Source organism: Pseudomonas sp. WS 5059 (assembly GCF_012985525.1).
Lineage (GTDB): Bacteria > Pseudomonadota > Gammaproteobacteria > Pseudomonadales > Pseudomonadaceae > Aquipseudomonas.
This window is the reverse complement of record NZ_JAAQWO010000003.1, coordinates 147856-167901: the sequence shown is the minus strand read 5'-3', so window position 1 is coordinate 167901 and position 20046 is coordinate 147856. Positions and strand designations below refer to the sequence as shown.

At 61.0% G+C, this 20046-nt stretch carries 21 protein-coding genes; 12 read left to right on the top strand and 9 right to left on the bottom strand.

What is annotated here, in order from left to right; all coding sequences use genetic code 11:
• Nucleotides 1-12: 12 nt before the first annotated feature.
• The gene (gene dksA / locus HBO12_RS09650; RefSeq protein ID WP_170042027.1) at nucleotides 13-417 is read right to left on the bottom strand and encodes an RNA polymerase-binding protein DksA; all 405 of its coding nucleotides are present in this window, start codon (nucleotides 415-417) and stop codon (nucleotides 13-15) included.
• A gap of 126 nt (nucleotides 418-543) precedes the next feature.
• Between dksA and HBO12_RS09645 the strand changes: the two genes are divergently transcribed.
• From HBO12_RS09645 to HBO12_RS09625, 5 genes are all read left to right on the top strand, one after another.
• The gene (locus HBO12_RS09645; RefSeq protein ID WP_169954035.1) at nucleotides 544-912 is read left to right on the top strand and encodes a glutamine synthetase; all 369 of its coding nucleotides are present in this window, start codon (nucleotides 544-546) and stop codon (nucleotides 910-912) included.
• Between the two features lie 78 nt (nucleotides 913-990).
• Entirely contained in the window at nucleotides 991-1896 is a 906-nt protein-coding gene (gene folE2 / locus HBO12_RS09640; RefSeq protein ID WP_170042026.1) for a GTP cyclohydrolase FolE2, read from the top strand.
• Nucleotides 1893-2318, top strand: coding sequence for a phosphoribosyl-AMP cyclohydrolase (gene hisI / locus HBO12_RS09635; RefSeq protein WP_169954037.1), 426 nt, complete (start codon nucleotides 1893-1895; stop codon nucleotides 2316-2318). Before folE2 ends, hisI begins: the two co-directional genes overlap by 4 nt.
• Complete coding sequence (locus HBO12_RS09630) at nucleotides 2315-2875, top strand: gamma carbonic anhydrase family protein (RefSeq protein ID WP_170042025.1); 561 nt, start codon at nucleotides 2315-2317, stop codon at nucleotides 2873-2875. Before hisI ends, HBO12_RS09630 begins: the two co-directional genes overlap by 4 nt.
• A gap of 2 nt (nucleotides 2876-2877) precedes the next feature.
• On the top strand, nucleotides 2878-4215 hold the full coding sequence (locus HBO12_RS09625; RefSeq protein WP_170042024.1) for a dihydroorotase: 1338 nt from the start codon (nucleotides 2878-2880) through the stop codon (nucleotides 4213-4215).
• Between the two features lie 39 nt (nucleotides 4216-4254).
• Here the strand turns inward: HBO12_RS09625 and HBO12_RS09620 are convergent, their stop codons facing one another.
• Nucleotides 4255-4776, bottom strand: a complete 522-nt coding sequence (locus HBO12_RS09620) for a DUF3617 domain-containing protein (RefSeq protein ID WP_169954040.1) — start codon at nucleotides 4774-4776, stop codon at nucleotides 4255-4257.
• A 130-nt stretch (nucleotides 4777-4906) separates the two neighbouring features.
• Here HBO12_RS09620 and cls point away from each other — a divergent pair, with 130 nt between their 5' ends.
• Nucleotides 4907-6346: a cardiolipin synthase gene (gene cls, locus HBO12_RS09615; RefSeq protein WP_170042023.1), complete on the top strand. Its 1440-nt coding sequence runs from the start codon at nucleotides 4907-4909 to the stop codon at nucleotides 6344-6346.
• Nucleotides 6347-6493: 147 nt separating this feature from the next.
• Here cls and cfaB read toward each other — a convergent pair whose 3' ends face one another.
• The 4 genes from cfaB to bufA2 form a co-directional block, all read right to left on the bottom strand.
• The gene (gene cfaB / locus HBO12_RS09610; protein WP_169954042.1) at nucleotides 6494-7678 is read right to left on the bottom strand and encodes a C17 cyclopropane fatty acid synthase CfaB; all 1185 of its coding nucleotides are present in this window, start codon (nucleotides 7676-7678) and stop codon (nucleotides 6494-6496) included.
• Between the two features lie 85 nt (nucleotides 7679-7763).
• On the bottom strand, nucleotides 7764-8546 hold the full coding sequence (locus tag HBO12_RS09605) for an HvfC/BufC N-terminal domain-containing protein (protein WP_169954043.1): 783 nt from the start codon (nucleotides 8544-8546) through the stop codon (nucleotides 7764-7766).
• Nucleotides 8537-9382: an MNIO family bufferin maturase gene (bufB, locus tag HBO12_RS09600; protein WP_170042022.1), complete on the bottom strand. Its 846-nt coding sequence runs from the start codon at nucleotides 9380-9382 to the stop codon at nucleotides 8537-8539. The genes HBO12_RS09605 and bufB overlap by 10 nt, the downstream gene beginning before the upstream one ends.
• 62 nt (nucleotides 9383-9444) lie before the next feature.
• On the bottom strand, nucleotides 9445-9699 hold the full coding sequence (bufA2, locus tag HBO12_RS09595) for a BufA2 family periplasmic bufferin-type metallophore (RefSeq protein WP_169954045.1): 255 nt from the start codon (nucleotides 9697-9699) through the stop codon (nucleotides 9445-9447).
• Between the two features lie 216 nt (nucleotides 9700-9915).
• On the opposite strand from bufA2, the gene HBO12_RS09590 reads away from it, so the two are divergent.
• From HBO12_RS09590 to HBO12_RS09565, 6 genes are read left to right on the top strand one after another with little or no spacing between them, the layout of a single operon-like run.
• On the top strand, nucleotides 9916-10539 hold the full coding sequence (locus HBO12_RS09590; protein ID WP_170042021.1) for a CDP-alcohol phosphatidyltransferase family protein: 624 nt from the start codon (nucleotides 9916-9918) through the stop codon (nucleotides 10537-10539).
• 10 nt (nucleotides 10540-10549) lie between these two features.
• Nucleotides 10550-12304 (top strand): bifunctional alpha/beta hydrolase/class I SAM-dependent methyltransferase, encoded by a 1755-nt coding sequence (locus HBO12_RS09585; protein WP_170042020.1) that lies wholly within the window; start codon nucleotides 10550-10552, stop codon nucleotides 12302-12304.
• 2 nt (nucleotides 12305-12306) lie between these two features.
• Nucleotides 12307-13605, top strand: coding sequence for a phosphatase PAP2/dual specificity phosphatase family protein (locus HBO12_RS09580; protein ID WP_170042019.1), 1299 nt, complete (start codon nucleotides 12307-12309; stop codon nucleotides 13603-13605).
• Complete coding sequence (locus HBO12_RS09575) at nucleotides 13595-14038, top strand: hypothetical protein (RefSeq protein WP_169954049.1); 444 nt, start codon at nucleotides 13595-13597, stop codon at nucleotides 14036-14038. The genes HBO12_RS09580 and HBO12_RS09575 overlap by 11 nt, the downstream gene beginning before the upstream one ends.
• 9 nt (nucleotides 14039-14047) lie before the next feature.
• Nucleotides 14048-14668 (top strand): lysophospholipid acyltransferase family protein, encoded by a 621-nt coding sequence (locus HBO12_RS09570; RefSeq protein WP_169954050.1) that lies wholly within the window; start codon nucleotides 14048-14050, stop codon nucleotides 14666-14668.
• 1 nt (nucleotide 14669) lies between these two features.
• A complete protein-coding gene (locus tag HBO12_RS09565) occupies nucleotides 14670-15602 on the top strand; it encodes a phosphatidate cytidylyltransferase (RefSeq protein ID WP_170042018.1) in 933 nt (310 codons plus the stop codon).
• Between the two features lie 80 nt (nucleotides 15603-15682).
• Here the strand turns inward: HBO12_RS09565 and HBO12_RS09560 are convergent, their stop codons facing one another.
• From HBO12_RS09560 to HBO12_RS09550, 3 genes are read right to left on the bottom strand one after another with little or no spacing between them, the layout of a single operon-like run.
• Nucleotides 15683-18856 carry a hypothetical protein gene (locus tag HBO12_RS09560; RefSeq protein WP_170042017.1) on the bottom strand — a complete coding sequence of 1058 codons (3174 nt, stop codon included), beginning with the start codon at nucleotides 18854-18856 and terminating at the stop codon, nucleotides 15683-15685.
• A 15-nt stretch (nucleotides 18857-18871) separates the two neighbouring features.
• Complete coding sequence (locus tag HBO12_RS09555) at nucleotides 18872-19678, bottom strand: glycosyltransferase family 2 protein (protein WP_169954053.1); 807 nt, start codon at nucleotides 19676-19678, stop codon at nucleotides 18872-18874.
• An 11-nt stretch (nucleotides 19679-19689) separates the two neighbouring features.
• A complete protein-coding gene (locus tag HBO12_RS09550; protein WP_057440644.1) occupies nucleotides 19690-20046 on the bottom strand; it encodes an SMR family transporter in 357 nt (118 codons plus the stop codon).

The following is a 20046-nucleotide window of genomic DNA, read 5'->3' as shown; positions in this document are numbered from 1 at the left end:
CAGGGTGGCCGGTCAAATCGCCCGTTGATGGCGTTCGCGCAGCTCTTCACGTTCTTTGGCTTCAATACACAGGGTGGCCGTGGGCCGCAGCAACAGGCGCTTGAGGCCAATCGGCTCGCCCGTCTCGCGGCACCAGCCGTATTCACCACGGGCGAGGTGCTCCAAGGCTTCGTCGATCTTGTCCAGCAGCTTCTTTTCTCGCTCCAGCAGGCGCAGTTGCCACTGGCGCTGTTCTTCGGCGCTGCCCACATCGGCGGGGTCGCTGTTGGGCTCATGCTCGCGCAGCACGATGAATTCGGCTTCGATGCGCGTTTGCAGGTCATAGCGCTGGGCCAACAACAGCTCGCGGAAAAAGGCTTGCTGGGCCTCATTCATGTAATCAGCGGGCGGCTGGGCAAGCAGGTCTTGTTCAGTCATCGGGACGATTCACGGGTCAGGCTGTGCATTGATGTTATATTATAACAATACAAATAAGCCAATGCCCTCTTGCTCGACACGACGAAGGGCGTAATCCTTGATTCTCTCCAGGCCCCGAGAAGCGCGATGAAATACCTGATATGCAGCGTGTTGCTGCTGGTGGCGACCCAGGCCAGCGCCCAAATGCCCGGCACGCTGGCCACCTGCACCCGCAGCGCCACCCTGCTGGCCTGCGTCGATGCCCAAGGCAATGCCTACAGTGTCGCGACCGCAGGCAACACCACGTATCTGCGCGGGTTCGAGGTGATCGGCAAGCGCTATTGGGCGCAGACCAACAGCCGCTATGGCCAATTGACGTTCTTTACCGGCCTGGCTTCCGACGGCGAGGCGTGGGTGGGCTACACCCGGCGTGTGGGCTGGACCACGATCAACCGGTTCTCCAGTTCCGGAGGCTCCAGCGCCAAGTTCACCTGCAGCCGTATCAGCGGGTGCTAGGGCGGTGGTAGAAAAATCATCGTGGATTTAATTGTTATACTATAACATGTCAGATTATTTCCAACGATGGACCTGCTCATGAATGCGCTGACTCTGCCGGATATCGCCGCGCAGGCTTCTCGCCAAGCCTTGCCTCTCGACTGGGTGGGCATGTGCGGTATTGCCCTTCCTATCCTGATCGACGGCCAGCGCTTGAGTGCCAAGACCGATGCCGGCGTAAGCCTGGATGACGGCGAGGCGCGAGGCATTCATATGTCGCGCCTGTACCTGGCGCTGGAGATGCTCGAGCAACAAGACCTGCAACCCGTGTTGCTGCGCCAGGTTTTACAGCGATTCCTTGATAGCCATGAAGGGTTATCGAGCAGCGCCTACCTGCGGATTCACACCGACTTGCTGCTTAAACGCCCGGCATTGGTCAGCCCGCTATCGGGCTGGAAGACTTATCCGGTGACCATCGAAGCGCGTCTGGAAAAGCAGATGTTCCACGTGGAACTAAAAATTGACGTGACCTACTCGTCCACCTGCCCTTGCTCTGCGGCCCTCGCCAGGCAGTTGATTCAACAGCAATTTGTCGATGACTTCGGCAATAAGTCGTTGCAGCACGAAGATGTACTGGCCTGGCTCGGCAGTGCCAATGGCATCGTCGCCACGCCCCATAGCCAACGCAGCAGTGCGCTGTTGCAGGTCCAACTGCAACCCGGCGTACAAACGTTGCCCCTGACCGACTTGATCGACCAGGCCGAAGCCGCCCTCGGCACCGCCGTCCAAACCGCCGTAAAGCGCGCCGATGAACAGGCGTTTGCCCTGGCCAACGGCCAGAACCTGATGTTCTGCGAAGACGCCGCGCGCCGTCTGAACCTGGCGCTAAAACGCTCGGATGCAGTGCAAGCCATTCACCTCAAAGTCATCCACGCCGAAAGCCTGCACGCCCATGACGCCGTAGCCGAAAGCCATTGGACGAGAACCGTCTCGGGCACCCCATGACGCTGACAATGCTCGACCTCGAAGCCGCCAGTGTAGGCAGTCGCTTTGCCCTGGCCCCGGTACTGAATGCCTTGCCGTGGAACCGCGACGGCCTGATCGCCGCCATCGCCCAGCAACACGGCAGCGGCGAGGTATTGATGCTGGCCTGGATGAATCGCCAGGCCCTCGAAGAAACCCTCGCCAGCGGCCAGGTCTGCTACTGGTCACGCTCACGCCAGCAGTTGTGGCGCAAAGGTGAAAGCTCCGGCCACCGCCAGCAGTTGGTCGAAGCACGCCTGGATTGCGACGGCGATGCTGTGTTGCTGATCGTCGACCAACAGGGTCCGGCCTGTCACACCGGCCGCCCGAACTGTTTTTACAACGCTATCGAAGACGACCACGTGCATATCCTCACCGCGCCCCTCAAGGAACCTGCAGCATGATCCGCAAGAACCCTTCCGGCGATCTGCCGGTCATTGCCGAATCGGCCTACGTCGATAAAACCGCGATCATCTGCGGCAAGGTGATCATCGGCGAGAACGTATTTGTCGGCCCCTATGCGGTGATCCGCGCCGATGAAGTGGACGCCACCGGCGACATGGACCCGATCACCATCGGCGCCAATTCCAATATCCAGGACGGCGTGGTGATCCACTCCAAATCCGGTGCGGCGGTGACTATCGGCGAGTTCAGTTCCATCGCCCATCGCTCGATTGTCCACGGCCCCTGCACCGTCGGCGACCGGGTGTTCATCGGTTTCAACAGCGTGCTGTTCAACTGCGTGGTTGGCGACGGCTGCGTGGTGCGGCACAACTCGGTGGTGGATGGCCGCGACTTGCCCGCCGCCTTCTATGTGCCGTCCACCACGCGCATCGGTCCCAACACCGACCTGTCGCAGTTCCCGCCCGTCAGCGTCAGCGCCTCGGAGTTTTCTGAAGATGTGGCGCGTACCAATGTCGACCTGGTGCTTGGCTACAAAGCCCTGCAAAACGAGTTCTGAGCATGAGCCGCCTGCTGATCCGCAACGCCCGCCTGGTGAATGAGGGCCAGGAATTCGACGCCGACTTGCTGGTCGCCAACGGCCGTATCGAGAAAATCGCCAGCAGCATCCACGGGCAAACAGCCGCTATCGAGATTGACGCCCAAGGCCAATGGTTGCTGCCAGGCATGATCGACGACCAGGTGCACTTTCGCGAACCCGGCGCGCCGGACAAAGGCAGCTTCTACAGCGAGTCCCGCGCGGCGGTGGCAGGTGGCATCACCAGCTTCATGGACATGCCCAACACCCAACCGGCGACCCTGACCCTGGAAGCACTGGCCGACAAGAAACGCCGCGCGGCGCTGCACTCGGTGGCCAACTATGGCTTTCACTTTGGCGTCAGCAACGACAACCTCGACACCGTGGCTGCCCTTGATCCGCGGCAGGTCGCCGGGGTCAAAGTGTTTATGGGCGCCTCCACCGGCAATATGCTGGTGGATGATCCACGCGTCCTGGAGCGTTTATTTGCTGAGGTGCCGACCATTCTCCTCGCCCATTGCGAGCACACGCCGAGCATCCACGCCAACGAACAGCGGCTGCGCGATCGCTTCGGCGAGAAGATTCCTGCTGTAGCCCACCCGCTGATTCGCGACGCCGAAGCCTGCTATCGCTCGTCATCCCTGGCGGTGGAACTGGCGCGCCGCCATGGCACGCGCCTGCATGTGCTGCACCTGACCAGCGCGCGGGAATTGCCGCTGTTCGAAGACAAACCGCTGGCAGAAAAACGCATCACGGCAGAAGTGTGCGTGCATCACTTGCTGTTCGATGACCGCGACTATGCCCGCCTCGGCCACCAGATCAAATGCAACCCGGCGATCAAGACCCGGGCCGACCGCAATGCCCTGCGCCTGGCACTGCTGAGCAACCGGTTGGATGTGATTGGCACCGACCACGCCCCGCATACCTGGGCGCAAAAACAGCAGGCGTACCGTGAGGCACCGGCAGGATTGCCCCTGGTGCAACACGCGTTGCCTGCATTGCTGGAATTGGTGGCCGACGGCTTGTTGCCACTGACTACGCTGGTGGCAAAAACCAGTCATCGCGTCGCCGACCTGTTCGCCATTCCCCAGCGGGGTTATCTGCGCGAGGGCTACTGGGCCGACCTAGTGCTGATCAAACCCGAGCCCGAAGGCAAGCCCGTGAGCAGCCAACCGATCCTCGCCCGGTGCGGCTGGACGCCGTTTGCCGAACGCAGCTTTCGCCATAGCGTCAGCACTACCCTGGTGTCAGGCCATGTGGCCTGGCACCAGGGGCAGGTGATCGACAGTTGCCAGGGGCTGCCCCTGCATTTTCTGCGCTAAACGCAGGGGCCGGCTTGCCGGCTCCTGCAGGGCGTGTGATCAGGCGCGGGGCTTGACCGTGCCGCAGTCGTTGCCCAGCCACTGCGCCTGGGTGTCGAGGCTGCCGTTCTGCTGCACGCCGGTGGCATTGAAGGTGCCGTTGACCGTGGTGGTAAATGCCTTCTGGCTCTGGAACGTGGCCACGCCAGTGCCCTGGGCTTTCGGGCAGCTGAAGCGGAATTTCCACTGGTTGCCGGTCTTGTCTGTCACCTCTTGCTTGCAACCCGATTGCGGGTCGGTCAGCGGGATGGAGTCGGAGGCCACCTGGGCCGGTGTCAGGCACACCTGCACGCCCTTGCCGGCCATGGTAATGCCTTGTTTTTCCAGCATGGCGCGCTGTTCCGGGGTCATCTGTTGTTTCAGCTGACCGAGGATCAACGACAAGTCCGGCAGGTTCTGGTTATCGACTTTCATGTTGCTGGTGGTCAATTCCCACAAGCCCGGCGCCAACATCTGCGCCTGCGCTGCCACCGGCAGCGTCAAACCAACAACCATGGCCAAACCAAGCAGACGAGCATTCATCGGGTAACTCCTGGGTAATTGTCGGCGTTAGACGTCGTAAAGTGGTCGGCGTTGCATGCTCAATAAAATAGCGACAATCGCCGCCGAACATGGTCTGTTACGCATTGGATTGTCAGGAGTAATGTTGTCCATGGATTTCTTCGGCCCGCACTTGCTTGGTTACTTCATCGCCACCCTGCATTTTCTCGGCTCGCTGGCCGCCCTGCACGCGGTGCTGACCGTGCGTACAGCCCAAGGCTCGATTGCCTGGGCTCTGTCGCTGATGTTCATGCCGTACCTGACCCTGATCCCCTACCTGATCTTTGGCCGCAGCAGCTTCGATGCCTATATCCAGGCGCGCCGCCAGGCCAACCAGGAAATGCACAAGGCCATCACCGAGTTGAACTGGCGCCCCTGGGTCGAAGAAGCCCTGGCCGCGCGCAACTCCCACGCCTACGCCTCCCTGCGCGCCATGCCCAAGCTGGGGCGCATGCCGTGCCTGGCCAATAACCAGGTGCGTTTGCTGGTCAATGGCGACGCCACCTTCAGCGCCATCTTCGACGCCATCCGCGCCGCCAAGACGGCTGTGCTGGTGCAGTTTTTCATCATTCATGACGACGAACTCGGCCGCCAGTTGCACAACCTGCTCAAAGCCAAGGCCGCCGAGGGCGTGGCCATCTACGTGCTGTATGACCGCATCGGCAGCCACTCCCTACCCCACCGCTATGTGCAATCGCTGCGCGACGCCGGGGTGCAGATCAAGGCGTTTGCCACCCGCAGCGGCTGGCTCAATCGTTTCCAGGTAAATTTCCGCAACCACCGCAAGATCGTCGTGGTCGATGGCCTGAGCGGGTTTGTCGGTGGGCATAACGTCGGCGACGAATACATGGGCAAGAAACCGCCGCTGGCGCCCTGGCGCGACACCCATGTGCACGTCAGCGGCCCGGTGGTGGCCTGCCTGCAGGAGTCGTTTGCCGAAGACTGGTTCTGGGCCGCGCGCGAACTGCCGCCGCTGATCCTGCCCGACACCTACGCCGACGACGGTGTGCTCTGCCAATTGCTGGCCAGCGGTCCGGCGGACCCCTATGAGACCTGCTCGCTGTTTTTCGTCGAAGCCATTCATGCGGCAATTGAGCGAGTGTGGATCACCAGCCCTTACTTCATCCCCGATGAGGCAGTATTCGCCGCGTTGCGCCTGGCGGTGTTGCGTGGCGTGGACGTACGCCTGCTGCTGCCGTCACGCCCCGACCATCGCATTGTCTACGCCGCATCCAGCCTGTACGCGATTGAAGCGGTGCGCGCCGGGGTTCGGGTATTCCGCTACAAGCCGGGTTTCCTGCATCAGAAAGTGGTGTTGGTAGACCGCGAAATCAGCGCCATCGGCAGTGCGAACCTGGACAACCGTTCGTTCCGCCTCAACTTTGAAGTGATGTTGCTGACGGTCGATAAAACCTTCGCCAGCGAAGTGGAACACATGCTGCTGGACGACTTCGCCCAGGCCCACGAAACCAGCCAGGAAGAAAGCCAACAGACCCGCCGCCTGCAGCAACTGGGCATGCGGGTGGCGCGGTTGATTTCCCCGATCCTATAAATTGCACCGGACAAAATGTGGGAGCTGGCTTGCCTGCGATGCAGACTCCGCGTTCTTGCAGTTACAGCGCGGTGATGCAATCGCAGGCAAGCCAGCTCCCACACAAGCTCAGCTCCCACATTTGGTATTGCAGCGTAGCCAAAGATCTCAGCGATAGAGATCTTCCCGCGTCCACGGCAACTCATGGCTCCCATCGGCATGGGGCTTGACCGCCAGGATCTGGTGCAGGTTGATCCACCCGCGGGCAAACGCATACGCACATCCTGCCAGGTACAGGCGCCAGATACGCAGTGCCTGGGGCGGGACCATTTTCGCCGCCGCTTCCAGGTTGTCTTCCAGGCGTTCGCTCCAATGGTCCAGGGTGCGTGCGTAATGCAGGCGCAGGCTTTCCACGTCGACCACTTCCAGACCGACTTCGCTGATCTCGGCGCTGATCATCACCAGGTGCGGCAGCTCGCCATTGGGGAATACGTAGCGCTCGATAAAGTCCCCCGCGCCACGTCCCACCGGGCGGCCATCGGTATGTTTGGCGGTGATGCCATGGTTGAGCACCAGGCCTCCTTCGCGCACGGCGCCGAACAGGGTCTGGCAGTACTGCGCCAGGTTGGCGTGGCCAACATGTTCGAACATGCCGACGCTGACCACTTTATCGAACCGCCCGTCCTGGGGCAGGTCGCGGTAGTCGAGCAACGCCAGTTCCACTTGGTCTTCCAGGCCCTCGGCGAGCACGCGTTCCCTGGCCAATGCCAGTTGTTCCTTGCTCAGGGTGATGCCGAACACCTTGACCCCGAATTCGCGCGCCGCATAACGCGCCAGCCCGCCCCAGCCGCAACCGACGTCCAACAGATATTCCCCAGGCTGCAGGCGCAACTTGCGGCACAGGTGGCGGAATTTATCTTGCTGGGCCTGGTCGAGGGATTCGCTGCCGGTCTCGAAGTAACCGCAGGAGTAGGCCATGTCACGGTCCAGCCAGAGCTGGTAGAACTCGTTCGACAGGTCGTAGTGGTAGGAAATCGCGGCAGCATCCGTAGCCTTGTCGTGGATCGAGCGCACCGGTCCGGCGTGCTCATCTTCATCCACCAGGGCGTGGCTCAGTTCGTCACACACCCGGATCACATCGCTGATGGAGCCTTCCAGCTCCAGTTTGCCTTCGACGAAGGCAGCGCCCAGGGAATCGAGCGTGGGATGGGTCAGTTGCGTCACCATCACCGGGTCCTTGACCACGATCGTGACGCTGGGCTCCGGGCCCAGGTTGAACTCATGGCCATCCCAGAGTCGCAGACGCAGCGGTAGCTGAAGATTCTGTAAGGCCGGTGGAAGTTGCGCGAGCATGAGTAGTCCCCCCTGTTTCAGACGTCTGGAATGAGGGTAGACCATCCACGAAAAAGTAGCTGGCTATCGATTCAATAGCCGCCTTCTATGGTGCCCGACGTTGCAGCAAACCGTCCTCAACCCACTGTTTCAACCACGTGACAGCTTGTAGCGGCGCGCCCTCTTGATAAGTGACTGCCAATTCGGCGCACAGTTCTGAAAAACTCCAACCGCCGTCGGCCATCCCGGCCAGGGCATAAGCCTCGGCGGGCTCCAGGCTACGGAAGCGGCACACCTGCTGGTCACGCCAGATCAGGCACACCTGGGCCAACGACAACGGCTGGCTGCCGGGAAACGTCGCCTGTGCCTTGACCCCGCGCCAGATCTCCAGGCTGTTGAAGCGACACAACACTTGCTGTACCGCCGGCACCCACTCGACCTGCAACACCGGCCAATCTTCAGGCGCCAGTTGCGCCATGTCGTGCAGGCTCAGGGGTTGGCCGGGGGACGCATCAAACGCCAGGGTAAAGGCCCATTCCAGGCACGCCAGCTCTGCCAGCGGCGCGCTTTGTTCGGCGACCAGATGCTCGCCGATAAAGCCTGCAAACCGTTGCCCCAACCAGCGCAAGCTGAAATGCGCCGATGGATATCGCTGCACATAGGCCGCTACCAGCCCGGCAAACTCCTCATCCCCCAGCCAGTGCCACACAGCCGGGAAATCCCCCTGCATCACTTCCAGTAAACGGGCCCGATAGGCGTGGTGATAGATCGCCAGGCCCGTGTCGACATCCAGGGTCGGGCCACCGATCAAGGTGCTGGCAAAGCCGCTGGCGTCGGTGTCTGCCAATAGATGCCGTTCAAATGCCAGTTGCCAATCGATCAAGCGCATAGCGACCTCCGGGCCAGGGCGCCAGCCCCCAGCTCACGGGCCTTGCCCAGTTCGTCGAGCAACTCGGCAAACGGCGGGAAATGGTCATCGCGCTCCAACAACGTCGCCACCGGCCCCAGGTGTTCCAGGGTCTGTTGAAACAGCTGCCACACCGGATCGCATACCGGGTGGTCATGGGTATCGACCACGTAGTCGCCGTAGTCCATATGCCCGGCCAAATGCAGTTGGCGGATGCTGTGCGGCGGCAGGTTGCGGATAAAGGTCCAGGCATCGAAGCCATGATTGCGCGAGCTGACATACACGTTATTCACGTCCAACAGCAGCTCGCAACCACTGAGATGGCTCAAGGCGCTGAGAAATTCCCACTCGGTAAACTCATCGGCCTTTGAGCGCACATAGCTGGAGACATTTTCCAGCACCAGCGTCCGCTGCAGCACCTCCTGCACCTGCCGCACGCGGGTAGCAACGTGGTAGAGGCTTTCTTCGGTGTAGGGCAGCGGCAACAAGTCATGCAACTGATGGGCGTTGCCCCGGCTCCAACACAGGTGATCGGACACCCACGCCGGCTTGACCCGGTCGGCCAATTGCTTGAGTTGCGTGAGGTAGTCCCTATCGAGGGCATGGGGCCCGCCGATGGACAGGGACACGCCATGCATCACCAGCGGATAGCGCTCGGCGATGGCGTCCAGGTAGTACAGGGCTTTGCCGCCCTGGACCAGATAATTCTCGGAGACGATTTCGAACCAGTCCACCGCCGGCGACTGCTCGAGAATCTGCTGATAGTAAGTGCTGCGTAGTCCCAGGCCGTAGCCCAGGCAAGGAACCGATGCCGACATGACGAACTCCTGGAAAGTGTCCGCAGCGACGTGCACACCGCTGCGGGATCACGTATTCGCGGTTATTCGCCGACTTTGCCGCCAGCTGCATCACAAGCAGCCTTGGTCATGGCCTTGAAACCATGGCCCTTGCAGACAGCCTGGCCTTTACAGGCGTTTTCAGCGGTCTTGCAATCGTTCATGCCTTTGCAGGAGGTCACGCCATAGCAGTGCACATTCGCTTCATCGGCGGCTTGTGCCTGGGTCGCGACACCGGCAAACAGCGTGGCGGCAGCGATGGCCAGGGCAGCACCGGAAACAGCGTTCTTGAAGTTCATTGTGGTATTCCTCATGGGTCTGTAGGGGGTCGGCTAAACGGTTTGTTCAGTCCCGACACAGCACTAGAGTGAGATGCCGGAGGGGCGTTACAGCGCTGTGAAAATTTTCCTGGTTTCCTGAATCCTTGTAGGAGCCATCACTAGTGCGCACCGCGATTTATCGTCACACTCGCAGCAGCTTTTTCGCGGGATCACGGACAAGGAAGCGTCACTCTCATGATTTCGATCTATCAGCTCAAACCGCGCTTTCAGAACCTGCTGCGGCCCCTGGTGCAGCGCCTGTATGACAACGGCACCACCGCCAACCAGATCACCGTGCTGGCGGGCATCGTGTCGCTGCTGGTGGGCCTGCTGATCGCCGGTTTCGCCCAGCACGCCTGGGTGTTCGTATTGATCCCGTTGTGGATGATCCTGCGCATGGCCCTCAATGCCATCGACGGCATGCTCGCCCGGGAATTCGGCCAACAGTCACGCCTGGGCGCCTACCTCAATGAACTGTGCGATGTGATCGCCGACAGCGCGCTGATCCTGCCGTTTGCGCTGATCCCCGGGGTCGGCCTGGCGCCGGTGTTGCTGGTGACACTGCTGGCGGTGTTCAGCGAGTACGCCGGAGTGCTCGGGCCGATGGTCGGCGCATCGCGGCGCTATGACGGGCCCATGGGCAAGAGTGATCGGGCGTTCGTCCTCGGCGTACTGGCCACTGGCGTGGCCCTGGGCTGGCTCGGTGCCGGCTGGGTCGACGGGGTGATGTGGCTGGTGGCGGCCTTGCTCGCCTACACCCTGGTCAACCGTGTACGCCAGGGCCTCAAAGAACAACCAGACATCCCTCCGACGGCATAAGGATCTTGCGATGCGCGAACAGCAACAGCACACCTTCAGCACCCACGACGGCGTAGCGCTTTTTTATCGGCATTGGCCCGCGACCAGCGCCGCCGGGCCCGAGCCACGCCAGGCGATCCTGCTGTTCCATCGAGGCCACGAGCATTCGGGGCGTATTGCGCACCTGGTGGATGAACTGGACCTGCCGCACTTCGATTTCTTCGCCTGGGACGCCCGTGGCCACGGCCAGTCCCCCGGCGAGCGTGGCGACAGCCCGAGCTTTGCCACCAGCGCGCGGGATGTGCAGACGTTCTGCGACCATATCGGCGCCACCTATGGCATCGAGGCAGAAAACCTCGCGGTCATCGCCCAGAGCGTCGGCGCGGTGATCGCCGCCACCTGGGTCCACGACTACGCGCCGAACATCCGCGCCCTGGTGCTCGCCTCCCCGGCGTTCAAGGTCAAGCTCTACGTGCCCTTCGCCCGCCCAGGCCTGGGGTTGATGCGGCGCTTTCGCGGCAACTTTTTCGTCAACAGCTACGTCAAGGCCAAGTTCCTCAGCCATGACCCAGAGCGCGTTGCGTCCTACGACACTGACCCACTGATCACCAAGGCGATCTCGGTGAATGTGCTGCTGGGCCTGTACGAAGCGGCCGACCGTGTGGTCGCCGATGCCCAGGCGATCCAGGTGCCGACCCAGCTGTTGATCTCCGGCTCGGACTTCGTGGTGCATCGCAAACCCCAGCAACAGTTCTTCGAGCGCCTTGGCAGCCTGCAAAAGGAACTGCACATCCTGCCCGGCTTTTTCCACGACACCCTCGGCGAACGGGATCGCGCCGTGGCGTTGGCCAGCGCCAGGCGTTTTATCCTGCAAAACTTTGCCCACCCGCTGGACCGCGCCAGCCTGCTGGACGCCGACAAGATCGGCGCGACCTGCGCCGAATCCGAATCCCTCGCCGCGCCGCTGCCGCGCAACTCCCTGCGTGACCTGTACTGGCGCATGACCCGCGCCAGCATGGGCCTGGGCCGCAAGTTGTCCGAGGGGGTGAAGCTGGGCTTCGACACCGGTTTCGACTCGGGCAGCACCCTGGACTACGTGTACCGCAACACCCCCACCGGCAAAGGCGCGCTGGGGCGGATGATCGACACCAACTACCTGAACTCCATCGGCTGGCGCGGGATCCGCCAGCGCAAACTGCACGTTGAAGAGTTGCTGCGCCTGGCCATGGCCAAGCTGCGCGACGACGGGCGCGAGGTGCGCATCGTCGACATCGCCGCTGGGCACGGTCGGTACATTCTGGAAGCCTTGCAGGGCGTTTCTCCACTGCCGGAATCGATCCTGTTGCGCGACTACAGCGATATCAACGTGCGCGACGGTGGCGCGCTGATTCGCGAGAAAGGCCTGGGGGATATTGCGCAGTTCGTCAAAGGCGATGCCTTCGACCGGGCCGACCTCGCAGCGCTGGCGCCCAAGCCGACGCTGGCGGTGGTGTCCGGGCTGTATGAGCTGTTTGCCGATAACGCCATGGTCGGGGGTTCCCTCGCCGGCCTGGCCGAAGCCGTGGAGCCCGGGGGCTACCTGGTGTACACCGGCCAACCGTGGCACCCGCAACTGGAACTGATCGCCCGTGCCCTGACCAGCCATCGCCAGGGCCGGGCCTGGGTGATGCGCCGTCGCAGCCAGGCAGAGATGGATCAACTGGTGGCAGCGGCAGGCTTTCGCAAGATCACCCAGCGTGTGGATGAATGGGGCATCTTCAGCGTGTCGCTGGCGCAGAAGATCTGACCATGCGCGAACCGGGCCTCTTCAAACCAGCGTTGCTGTGGCTGCTGCTTCTGGCGCCGCTGTTTTTCAGCACCTACGGCTTTTCCACCTGGGTCACCAGCCAGCGCAGCGATGTCGGCACCCTGGTGTTCGGCTGGGAAACCCATATGCCGTTCTGGGCCTGGACCATCGTGCCCTACTGGTCGATTGACCTGCTCTACGGCTTCTCCCTGTTGCTGCCCAACAGTCACCATGAGCTCAAGCAACATGCCCTGCGCCTGCTCAGTGCCCAGGTGATTGCCGTGAGCTGCTTCCTGCTCTGGCCGTTGCGGTTCACCTTTGAGCGCCCGGAAATGGACGGCGTGTTCGGCTGGCTGTTCGCAGTGCTGGCGGGGTTCGACAAACCGTTCAACCAGGCGCCGTCGCTGCATATCGCTTTGCTGGTGATCCTGTGGGTCATGTACCAGCGGCATAGCCAAGGCCTGTGGCGCTGGCTGGTGCATGGCTGGTTCGCTTTGATTGGTGTTTCGGTGCTGACCACGTACCAACATCACTTTATCGACTTACCCACAGGCGCCCTGGCCGGCTGGCTGTGCGTGTGGCTCTGGCCGGTGGATCATCCAAGCCCGCTGTTGCATGCGCGCCTGGCCAAAGACCCGAAACGCTGGCGCCTGGGTGTGCGTTACGCCGTGGGCGCCCTGGTGCTGGCGATAGCGGCCTTTACCGGGGGCGGCGCCTGGTTATGGCTGCTGTGGCCTGCCGTCGCGGTGTTGCTGGTGGCGCTCAACTACTGGCTGCTGGGCGCCGCAGGCTTTCAGAAACGCGCCGATGGCCGCCTCAGCCCGGCAGCACGCTGGCTGTATGCGCCTTATCTCGCGGCGGCGTGGCTCAACTCGCGGCTGTGGACGCGCAAACATCCACAGCCTGACCGGGTTGTGGATAACGTGTGGTTGGGGCGAATTCCGACGCCAGCGCAGCTGAGTTCATTCAATGCGGTGGTCGATCTGTGTGCCGAGTTGCCTGTTTATCCACAAGGCCGCGCTTACCATGCCCTGCCCGTCCTCGACCTGACTGCACCCACACCGGCACAGTGCCTGGAGGCGGCCCAAGCCATTGAGCGCTTGCACGAACACGGGCCGTTGTTGGTGTGCTGCGCCCTCGGCTACTCGCGCAGTGCCAGCGCCGTGGCGGCATGGCTGCTGCACAGCGGGCGGGCGAGCACGGTAGACGAGGCACTGGCTATTATTCGTACAGCACGGCCGGATGTGGTCCTGCACGCCAATCACCGTCAAGCCTTGGGAGCACTGCCTTATGCCCGCTGACATGCACCTTCAGGTAGTCGCCAGCCTGCTGCGCCGCGGCCGTTCGCTGGATCAGTTATCCACAGGCCTGACCTTGCTCGGGGTGCTGTTTGGCCTGGCGCAATTGTTGATGGTCAGTATCACGCCGATCTGCCTGCTGCTCAGCCTGTGGATGATTATCCTCGGGCTGCTGCAAAAGTACTGGGCGCTGCGGGTGGCCTTCGACGCCGACCTGTTTGCGCTGATGGCCAAGGACATAGAACGTACCGCCGAACTGGACCAGACCCTGCAGGCCCTGAGTCTGCAACCTGCCAATCGCCCCAGCCGCCCCTGGACCGAACGTCGGCGTGGTGCCCTCAAATTGCTGCGCAAACAGGCCTACCTGCTGGGCGCGCAAGTGTTACTGACATTGGCCGTCATCCTGGCCAGCCCGTGGCTGCCCTTCGCCGGATAAGGAATCCTCATGTTCGAACCCGTGGTCGCGACCCTGATTACCTCCATGGCCCGCACAGTGACCGGTGCCCGCAGCCTGTGGCTGGGCTGCGCCCCGGAACCGGTGCAGCGCATCTATTTTGCCAACCACAGCAGCCACGGCGACTTCGTGCTGCTGTGGGCGTCGTTGCCGCAGAACCTGCGCAAAGCCACACGCCCGGTGGCCGGCACCGACTACTGGAACAAGAGCGCCTTGCGCCGCTACATCATCAACCGGGTGTTCAACGGCGTGCTGATCGACCGCGAGCGCAAAGACCCTGTGGATAACCCCTTGCAGCCGATGCTCGAGGCCCTGGAACAGGGCGATTCGCTGATCATTTTCCCTGAAGGCACACGCAACCTCGAAGATGGCCTGTTGCCCTTCAAGAGCGGCCTGTATCACCTGGCAAAAAGTTACCCACAGGCACAACTGATCCCGGTGTGGATCGCCAACCTCAACCGTGTGATGCCCAAGGGCCGGGTGCTACCGCTGCCGCTGCTGTGCACCACCAGCTTCGGCGCACCGCTGCAATTGCAGGACGGTGAAGACAAGGCCCTGTTTCTCGCCCGCAGCCGCGACGCCCTGCTCGCCCTCGCCCCGGAGCATTCCTGACATGGATAGCCAAACCCTGATGTTGTTCGGCGGCATCGGCATGATCCTGGTGCTCGCCTCGCTGATCGGCCTGATCCTCAAGCTGCGCACCCGTGGCACAGCCAACGCGGTGATCGACAACCTCAACGCCCGCATCAATGCCTGGTGGGTGATGGTGGTGGTGATCGGCATCGCTTTCTGGCTCGGCACCGGCGCGGTGATCCTGCTGTTCTACGCCGTATCGTTCTACGCCCTGCGCGAATTCCTCACCCTCACGCCCACCCGCCGCAGCGACTACCCGGCACTGGTCGCCGCGTTCTACCTGGCGCTGCCCCTGCAATACCTGCTGATCTACTTTGACTGGTACGGCCTGTTCTCGATCTTTATCCCGGTCTACGTGTTCCTGCTGCTGCCCATCCTGGCGTCGCTGGGCGGCGACAGCACGCACTTCCTGGAGCGCGCATCGAAAGTGCAATGGGGGCTGATGATCGCGGTGTTCTGCGTGTCCTTCGTGCCTGCGCTGCTGACCCTCGATATCGTCGGCTACGAGGGCCGCAACCTGCTGCTGATCGCGTACCTGGTGATCGTGGTGCAGCTCTCGGATGTATTGCAGTACGTGTGCGGCAAACTGTTCGGCAAACACAAGATCGCGCCCAACCTGTCACCGTCGAAAACCGTCGAAGGCTTTGTCGGCGGGATCCTGCTGTCCTCCCTGATCGGCGCAGCGCTGTGGTGGACCACCCCGTTCAACCCCTGGCAGTCCTTCCTGATTGCACTGCTGATCAACCTGCTGGGCTTTGCCGGCGGGATTGTGATGTCGGCGATCAAGCGCGACCGAGGCGTGAAGGATTGGGGACATATGATCGAAGGACACGGCGGGATGCTGGATCGGCTGGATTCAGTGTGTTTTGCGGCGCCGATTTTCTTTCATCTGGTGCGGTATTGGTGGACCTGAGCAGCACCCCACAGGACTGAAACGACAAGACCCGATGTCCGCCAGAGACATCGGGTCTTGTGGGTTGCGAGCACCTTACTTCAGTGCTGTCGCTGGTAGAGCCCCAGGTTATCGACCTTGAAACTGCTGCAAGCGCCGGCATTGTCCAGATCAATCCGGATGCCCTTCACATGCTGCAACGTCAACCAGCGCGGTGATGCATCCAGTGGCACGATCAACGTCCCGTCCTCTGCATTGAAACGAACGCTGGAGGCCTCGAACGGCCCCTGCTGCCCATCCCCCCACCAGAACACCTGCATACGCGGCTCGGCGGCGCGGCCGGAGCAGCGGAACTCGAACTTGAGCAGGCCAGCGTCGTGACCAGACAGATTCAGCGCCGCAAGATCGAAACTCATCGACGGATCACCGCCATCCACTCGGTAGCTGCTTTCTTGTGCCACCAATTGATTGAGGCTCGGCTTTACGTCATCCAGACTGTTGATCAGTGCCATCTTGTTGTTCAGGGAGACTTGGGAACGGCCCCAGGCAACCGGGATTTTCTTCAGGTCCGTTGATGCAAAAGCGCGCTGCAGCAAGGCTGCCTGGTACTCGGCAATCGCTTCGGGGCGAGGTTCGATCAAGCGTGGGTGGCTGATCGGGTCAGCGTCGGAAACCTGCAACGCCGGGCCCTCCAGCCATATGCTTTGACCCGCGGCACGTATCTCGCGAATCCGGCGAATCTCGCTCTGGTTGACCTGAATCTGATCACCCACCTTCAACGCCGCCAACATACCCGGATCGGACACATAGAGCGCTGCGACAGTGCGATTGATGCCGTGGCTCCAGTTCGCATCGGTGAAGTCCATCAGGGGTATTTCGATACTGGTGACTGGCGCCGAGGCGCTGCCCTTTTTACGCCCGAGAATGAAGCCATCCACATAGACCGGGTCGTAGTGATCGACAACGAACCGATACAGGTACGGATTACGCAGCGCCAGGCCGCCGCCGTCGTGGATGATGTTCATCCCTTCCAGCAAGGCGATGGTCGGCAGGTCTTGTTTGAGGGTCTCGATAGCCCGCAACTGCTGGGTTGGCGACACCATGTTGTACGCCGCAGTGACCGGCAGCAGGGGCCGATAACCCAGGTAGAAGTACTGGGCGTTGCGGGAAGTCAGGTCCAGATAGGTTTCGCCAGCCGGAACATTGTCCGTCAATACTCGCGACAAACGGGTCAGCCTGTCCCAGTGAAAAGGCTGTACAAAGGAGCGGCCGATATTCGGCAGGCCAGCAGCGGCGCCATCACTGATTCCCAACCCTTGAGTGCTGATAACAGCCGTAGTGGATTTGACCAGGTTATTGATCGATACCGGCGAGAACCCCAGGGATGCGCTCATGCTCGCAGCCAGGACAACCATGACCACTTTATTGCGCGCACTGAGCACGCCCCAACACGCGACAGGCAACAGGATCGCCCAGCCGAAACTCGCCGCCAACCCCGGACGAGACATACCACCTGGGTCGACGCGTCCCATCGAATAAGGGATCAACAACAGCGCAAAGAGGAACACCACCAGCAATGGCAGCAAGGTGTCGAGACGACGCTCGGGTGTCTGGAACCAGCGATGTACCAACATCAGGCACGCCAGAGGAATAGCGATCCAGGACATGCGCAAGGCTTCAAACACAAAGCCTTTGCGCGCGCCCTCCCAGCTCAACGCCCATGGCACGCCGTAGGCAACCTGGTTGATAGGGCCATTTTCCAGGACATAACGGATAGCCCCCAACAGCATGATCCCTGCGGGCGTAACCACCGCCAACACCAGTAGCACTACGCCTGTAATCAGAATGCCCTTCAGCTTGCGGGGGCGTGGAGCTTTCCAGAGGTGCCAGGCGTAATAAGCAGCCATCACCCCAGACGCCGCCGCAAGCAGCAGCCCTTGTGGCGGGATTCCGAGGACTACCAGCGGCGCCGTGATCATCCAGACCAGCAGCCAGCGCTCGGGACGCTGGCGCAACGACGGGCTCAACCACAGGCAGAGAAACGGGATCAGAAACAGCCAGATAATATTGGCCGTCAGGAAGAAGATGGCGGCAAACGCCAACCCGATACTGCGCGAAAAATAGTAGAGCGACAGGAAGGCGGCAAAAGACAACAGCGCGATGCTGAGATTACCGACATGAATAATGCTGCCGGCAGAACCGTCATAAAACACAAATGATAAGAACTGGGTCAGGTCATCGCCGATGATGCCGTGGGCAGGAACGTAGTCAATATAGGGAATAGCCCCCTGCATATAGGACCACCAGCCCAACAAGCTTTCACCGAAGTGATAATCGTCGGCGCTGATGTTGGGGAAAATGGTCGTGCCCATTTTCAAGCCCACCAGCAAGCCGAAAAACGCGATAGGCGAAAGCAGCGTGGCAATGTCGCTGGTTGATGTATACCGACGCAAACGCCGCAGTACATCCACCACGCCCCAAACCAGCATTCCGATAACCAGTATCTTCAACCAGACCGTGGTCTCGTATTTGGAAATACTGCCATCTGGCTCTTGTATGCGAGCGGGATACAGCGCCAGGTAAAAGGTCGACAGACCCAATTGACCAGCCATCAACAGCCATGGGGCAATTCGCGCAAAACCCTTGGGGCTCCACACAATGTATGCCATACCCAGGATCCATCCGACGATGGCTATCCCATAGGTGGGCTTGGCGTATCTGGACAACTCAACCCCATCGCTCCAGGCAGCTGGCGCGCGGCCCAGCGCCAACACCACCTCCAGCTGTACCAGCGCCAGCAACAGGATACCGAGCGCCCCCAGGCCGAATATCCGAGGGTCCACATTGATTTTTTTGACCGCGCCAACCGTGGCTGCCAAAGCGATAAACGAGACACCAAACACCGAGCAGTAGAGGACTTTCGGCTCGAAATCCGTGCCAAGCACCATGCATGCAATAGCGGTAATCGCAGGGAGCGACCACCACAACCATTGGTTGGATAAAACCAGTGCGCTGTCGCTACCGAATTGTTTCTTCTGGCGCCCCATCAAGGAGGTAAAAAACAGCAACGCACAGAAAAGAACGGCGATGAATACTGGAGCAACCACCTGGTCCTGAAACTTGGTATCTGCGGTCCAACTGATGTAGCCCACGATGAAGTCGGCATACTTGGGTGCGGTCGAGATACCCAGACATAACAACAGTGCAAACGCCGTGATAACCACACACGCCAGCACTGAAGAAACCCTTTCATTCATTTCCAGATGCTTGAACATTTCACTACCAGATCTTTAGTTGTACTTGCCAAAACAGGCTCGGAACAATACCGCCAGCACCGAAAGATTGCCTTTTACGCTACTGATCTTGGTAGGCACTTCACCTTGGGGGTAGCGGCGCACGGTCGCCAGTTCTACGCAGCGATAGCCCAGTTTCGGCGCGCGATACGACAGGTAGGCAAGCAGCTCGTAGGTATCGAACACATCACGGAAGATCGCCATCTTCGGATCAATCAGCATCTTGCGGCTGTAGGCACGAAAGCCCTGGGTGGTATCTGTCCACTTGAAGCCGGAAAATAGGCTCAGCATCGGCGCATGGATAAAACGGATAGCAAAATCGCGGGACTTGGGGGTGTTCTCGGCAACACCGCCCTGGACAAAACGCGAAGCCTGGACAAAATCCACACCCTGCTGCAGCGCTTCGATAAAGCGCGGGATGGCCTCTGGGTCATCCTTGTCGTTGCCATCGATGGTCACGATACCTTCGTAGCCCTGGTCCAGGGCGAAGGCGTAGGCGCAGCGCAACTGCGCGCTCAACTTGCCCGGGGCAGTCTTGACCAGCAGGCCGCGCACACCCACCTGTTGCAGTGATTGCAACTCAAGCGAGCCATCAGAACTGCCACCATCGACGATGATGATGTCGGCCATGTCTGCGATGTTGAACGCCGCCATACGGGCGAGCAGGTTCTTGATCCGGTCGCCTTCGTTGATGACCGGAATGACCACGCACCAGGGGTGCTGGCGACCTAGCCAGAGTGGCGTGTCATAGGACGGTACCTGCCAGCCGGCACGTACATCGGGAGCAATATCAGAAGAAGTCATTTTAATTTCCATCAAACGACGCGAGCTGTGATCAGCCCTACGCCAGCAATAACCAGGGCGATGCCGACTCCCGTGGTCCAGTGGAAGGACTCACGGAAAAACAGCAGGGAAAACAGGGCGACCGTCGCGATAGCCCCGGCCGTAAGGACCGGGTGTGCCACGTTCAGCGGCAAACGGGCCAATGCTGCGGCATAAAGCAGGAACGCAGCACCATACAGGACCAGCCCGACCCAGAACGGCCAGTTGCTGAGTGCCGCCATCGGGTCGCTCAAGGAAGGGAATTTGCGCGGGGGCATCATCGCCATCTTCACCAGGACGCTGGCGGAGGCGTTCGACAAGATACCTAGGATCAAGATGATCCATTTGAT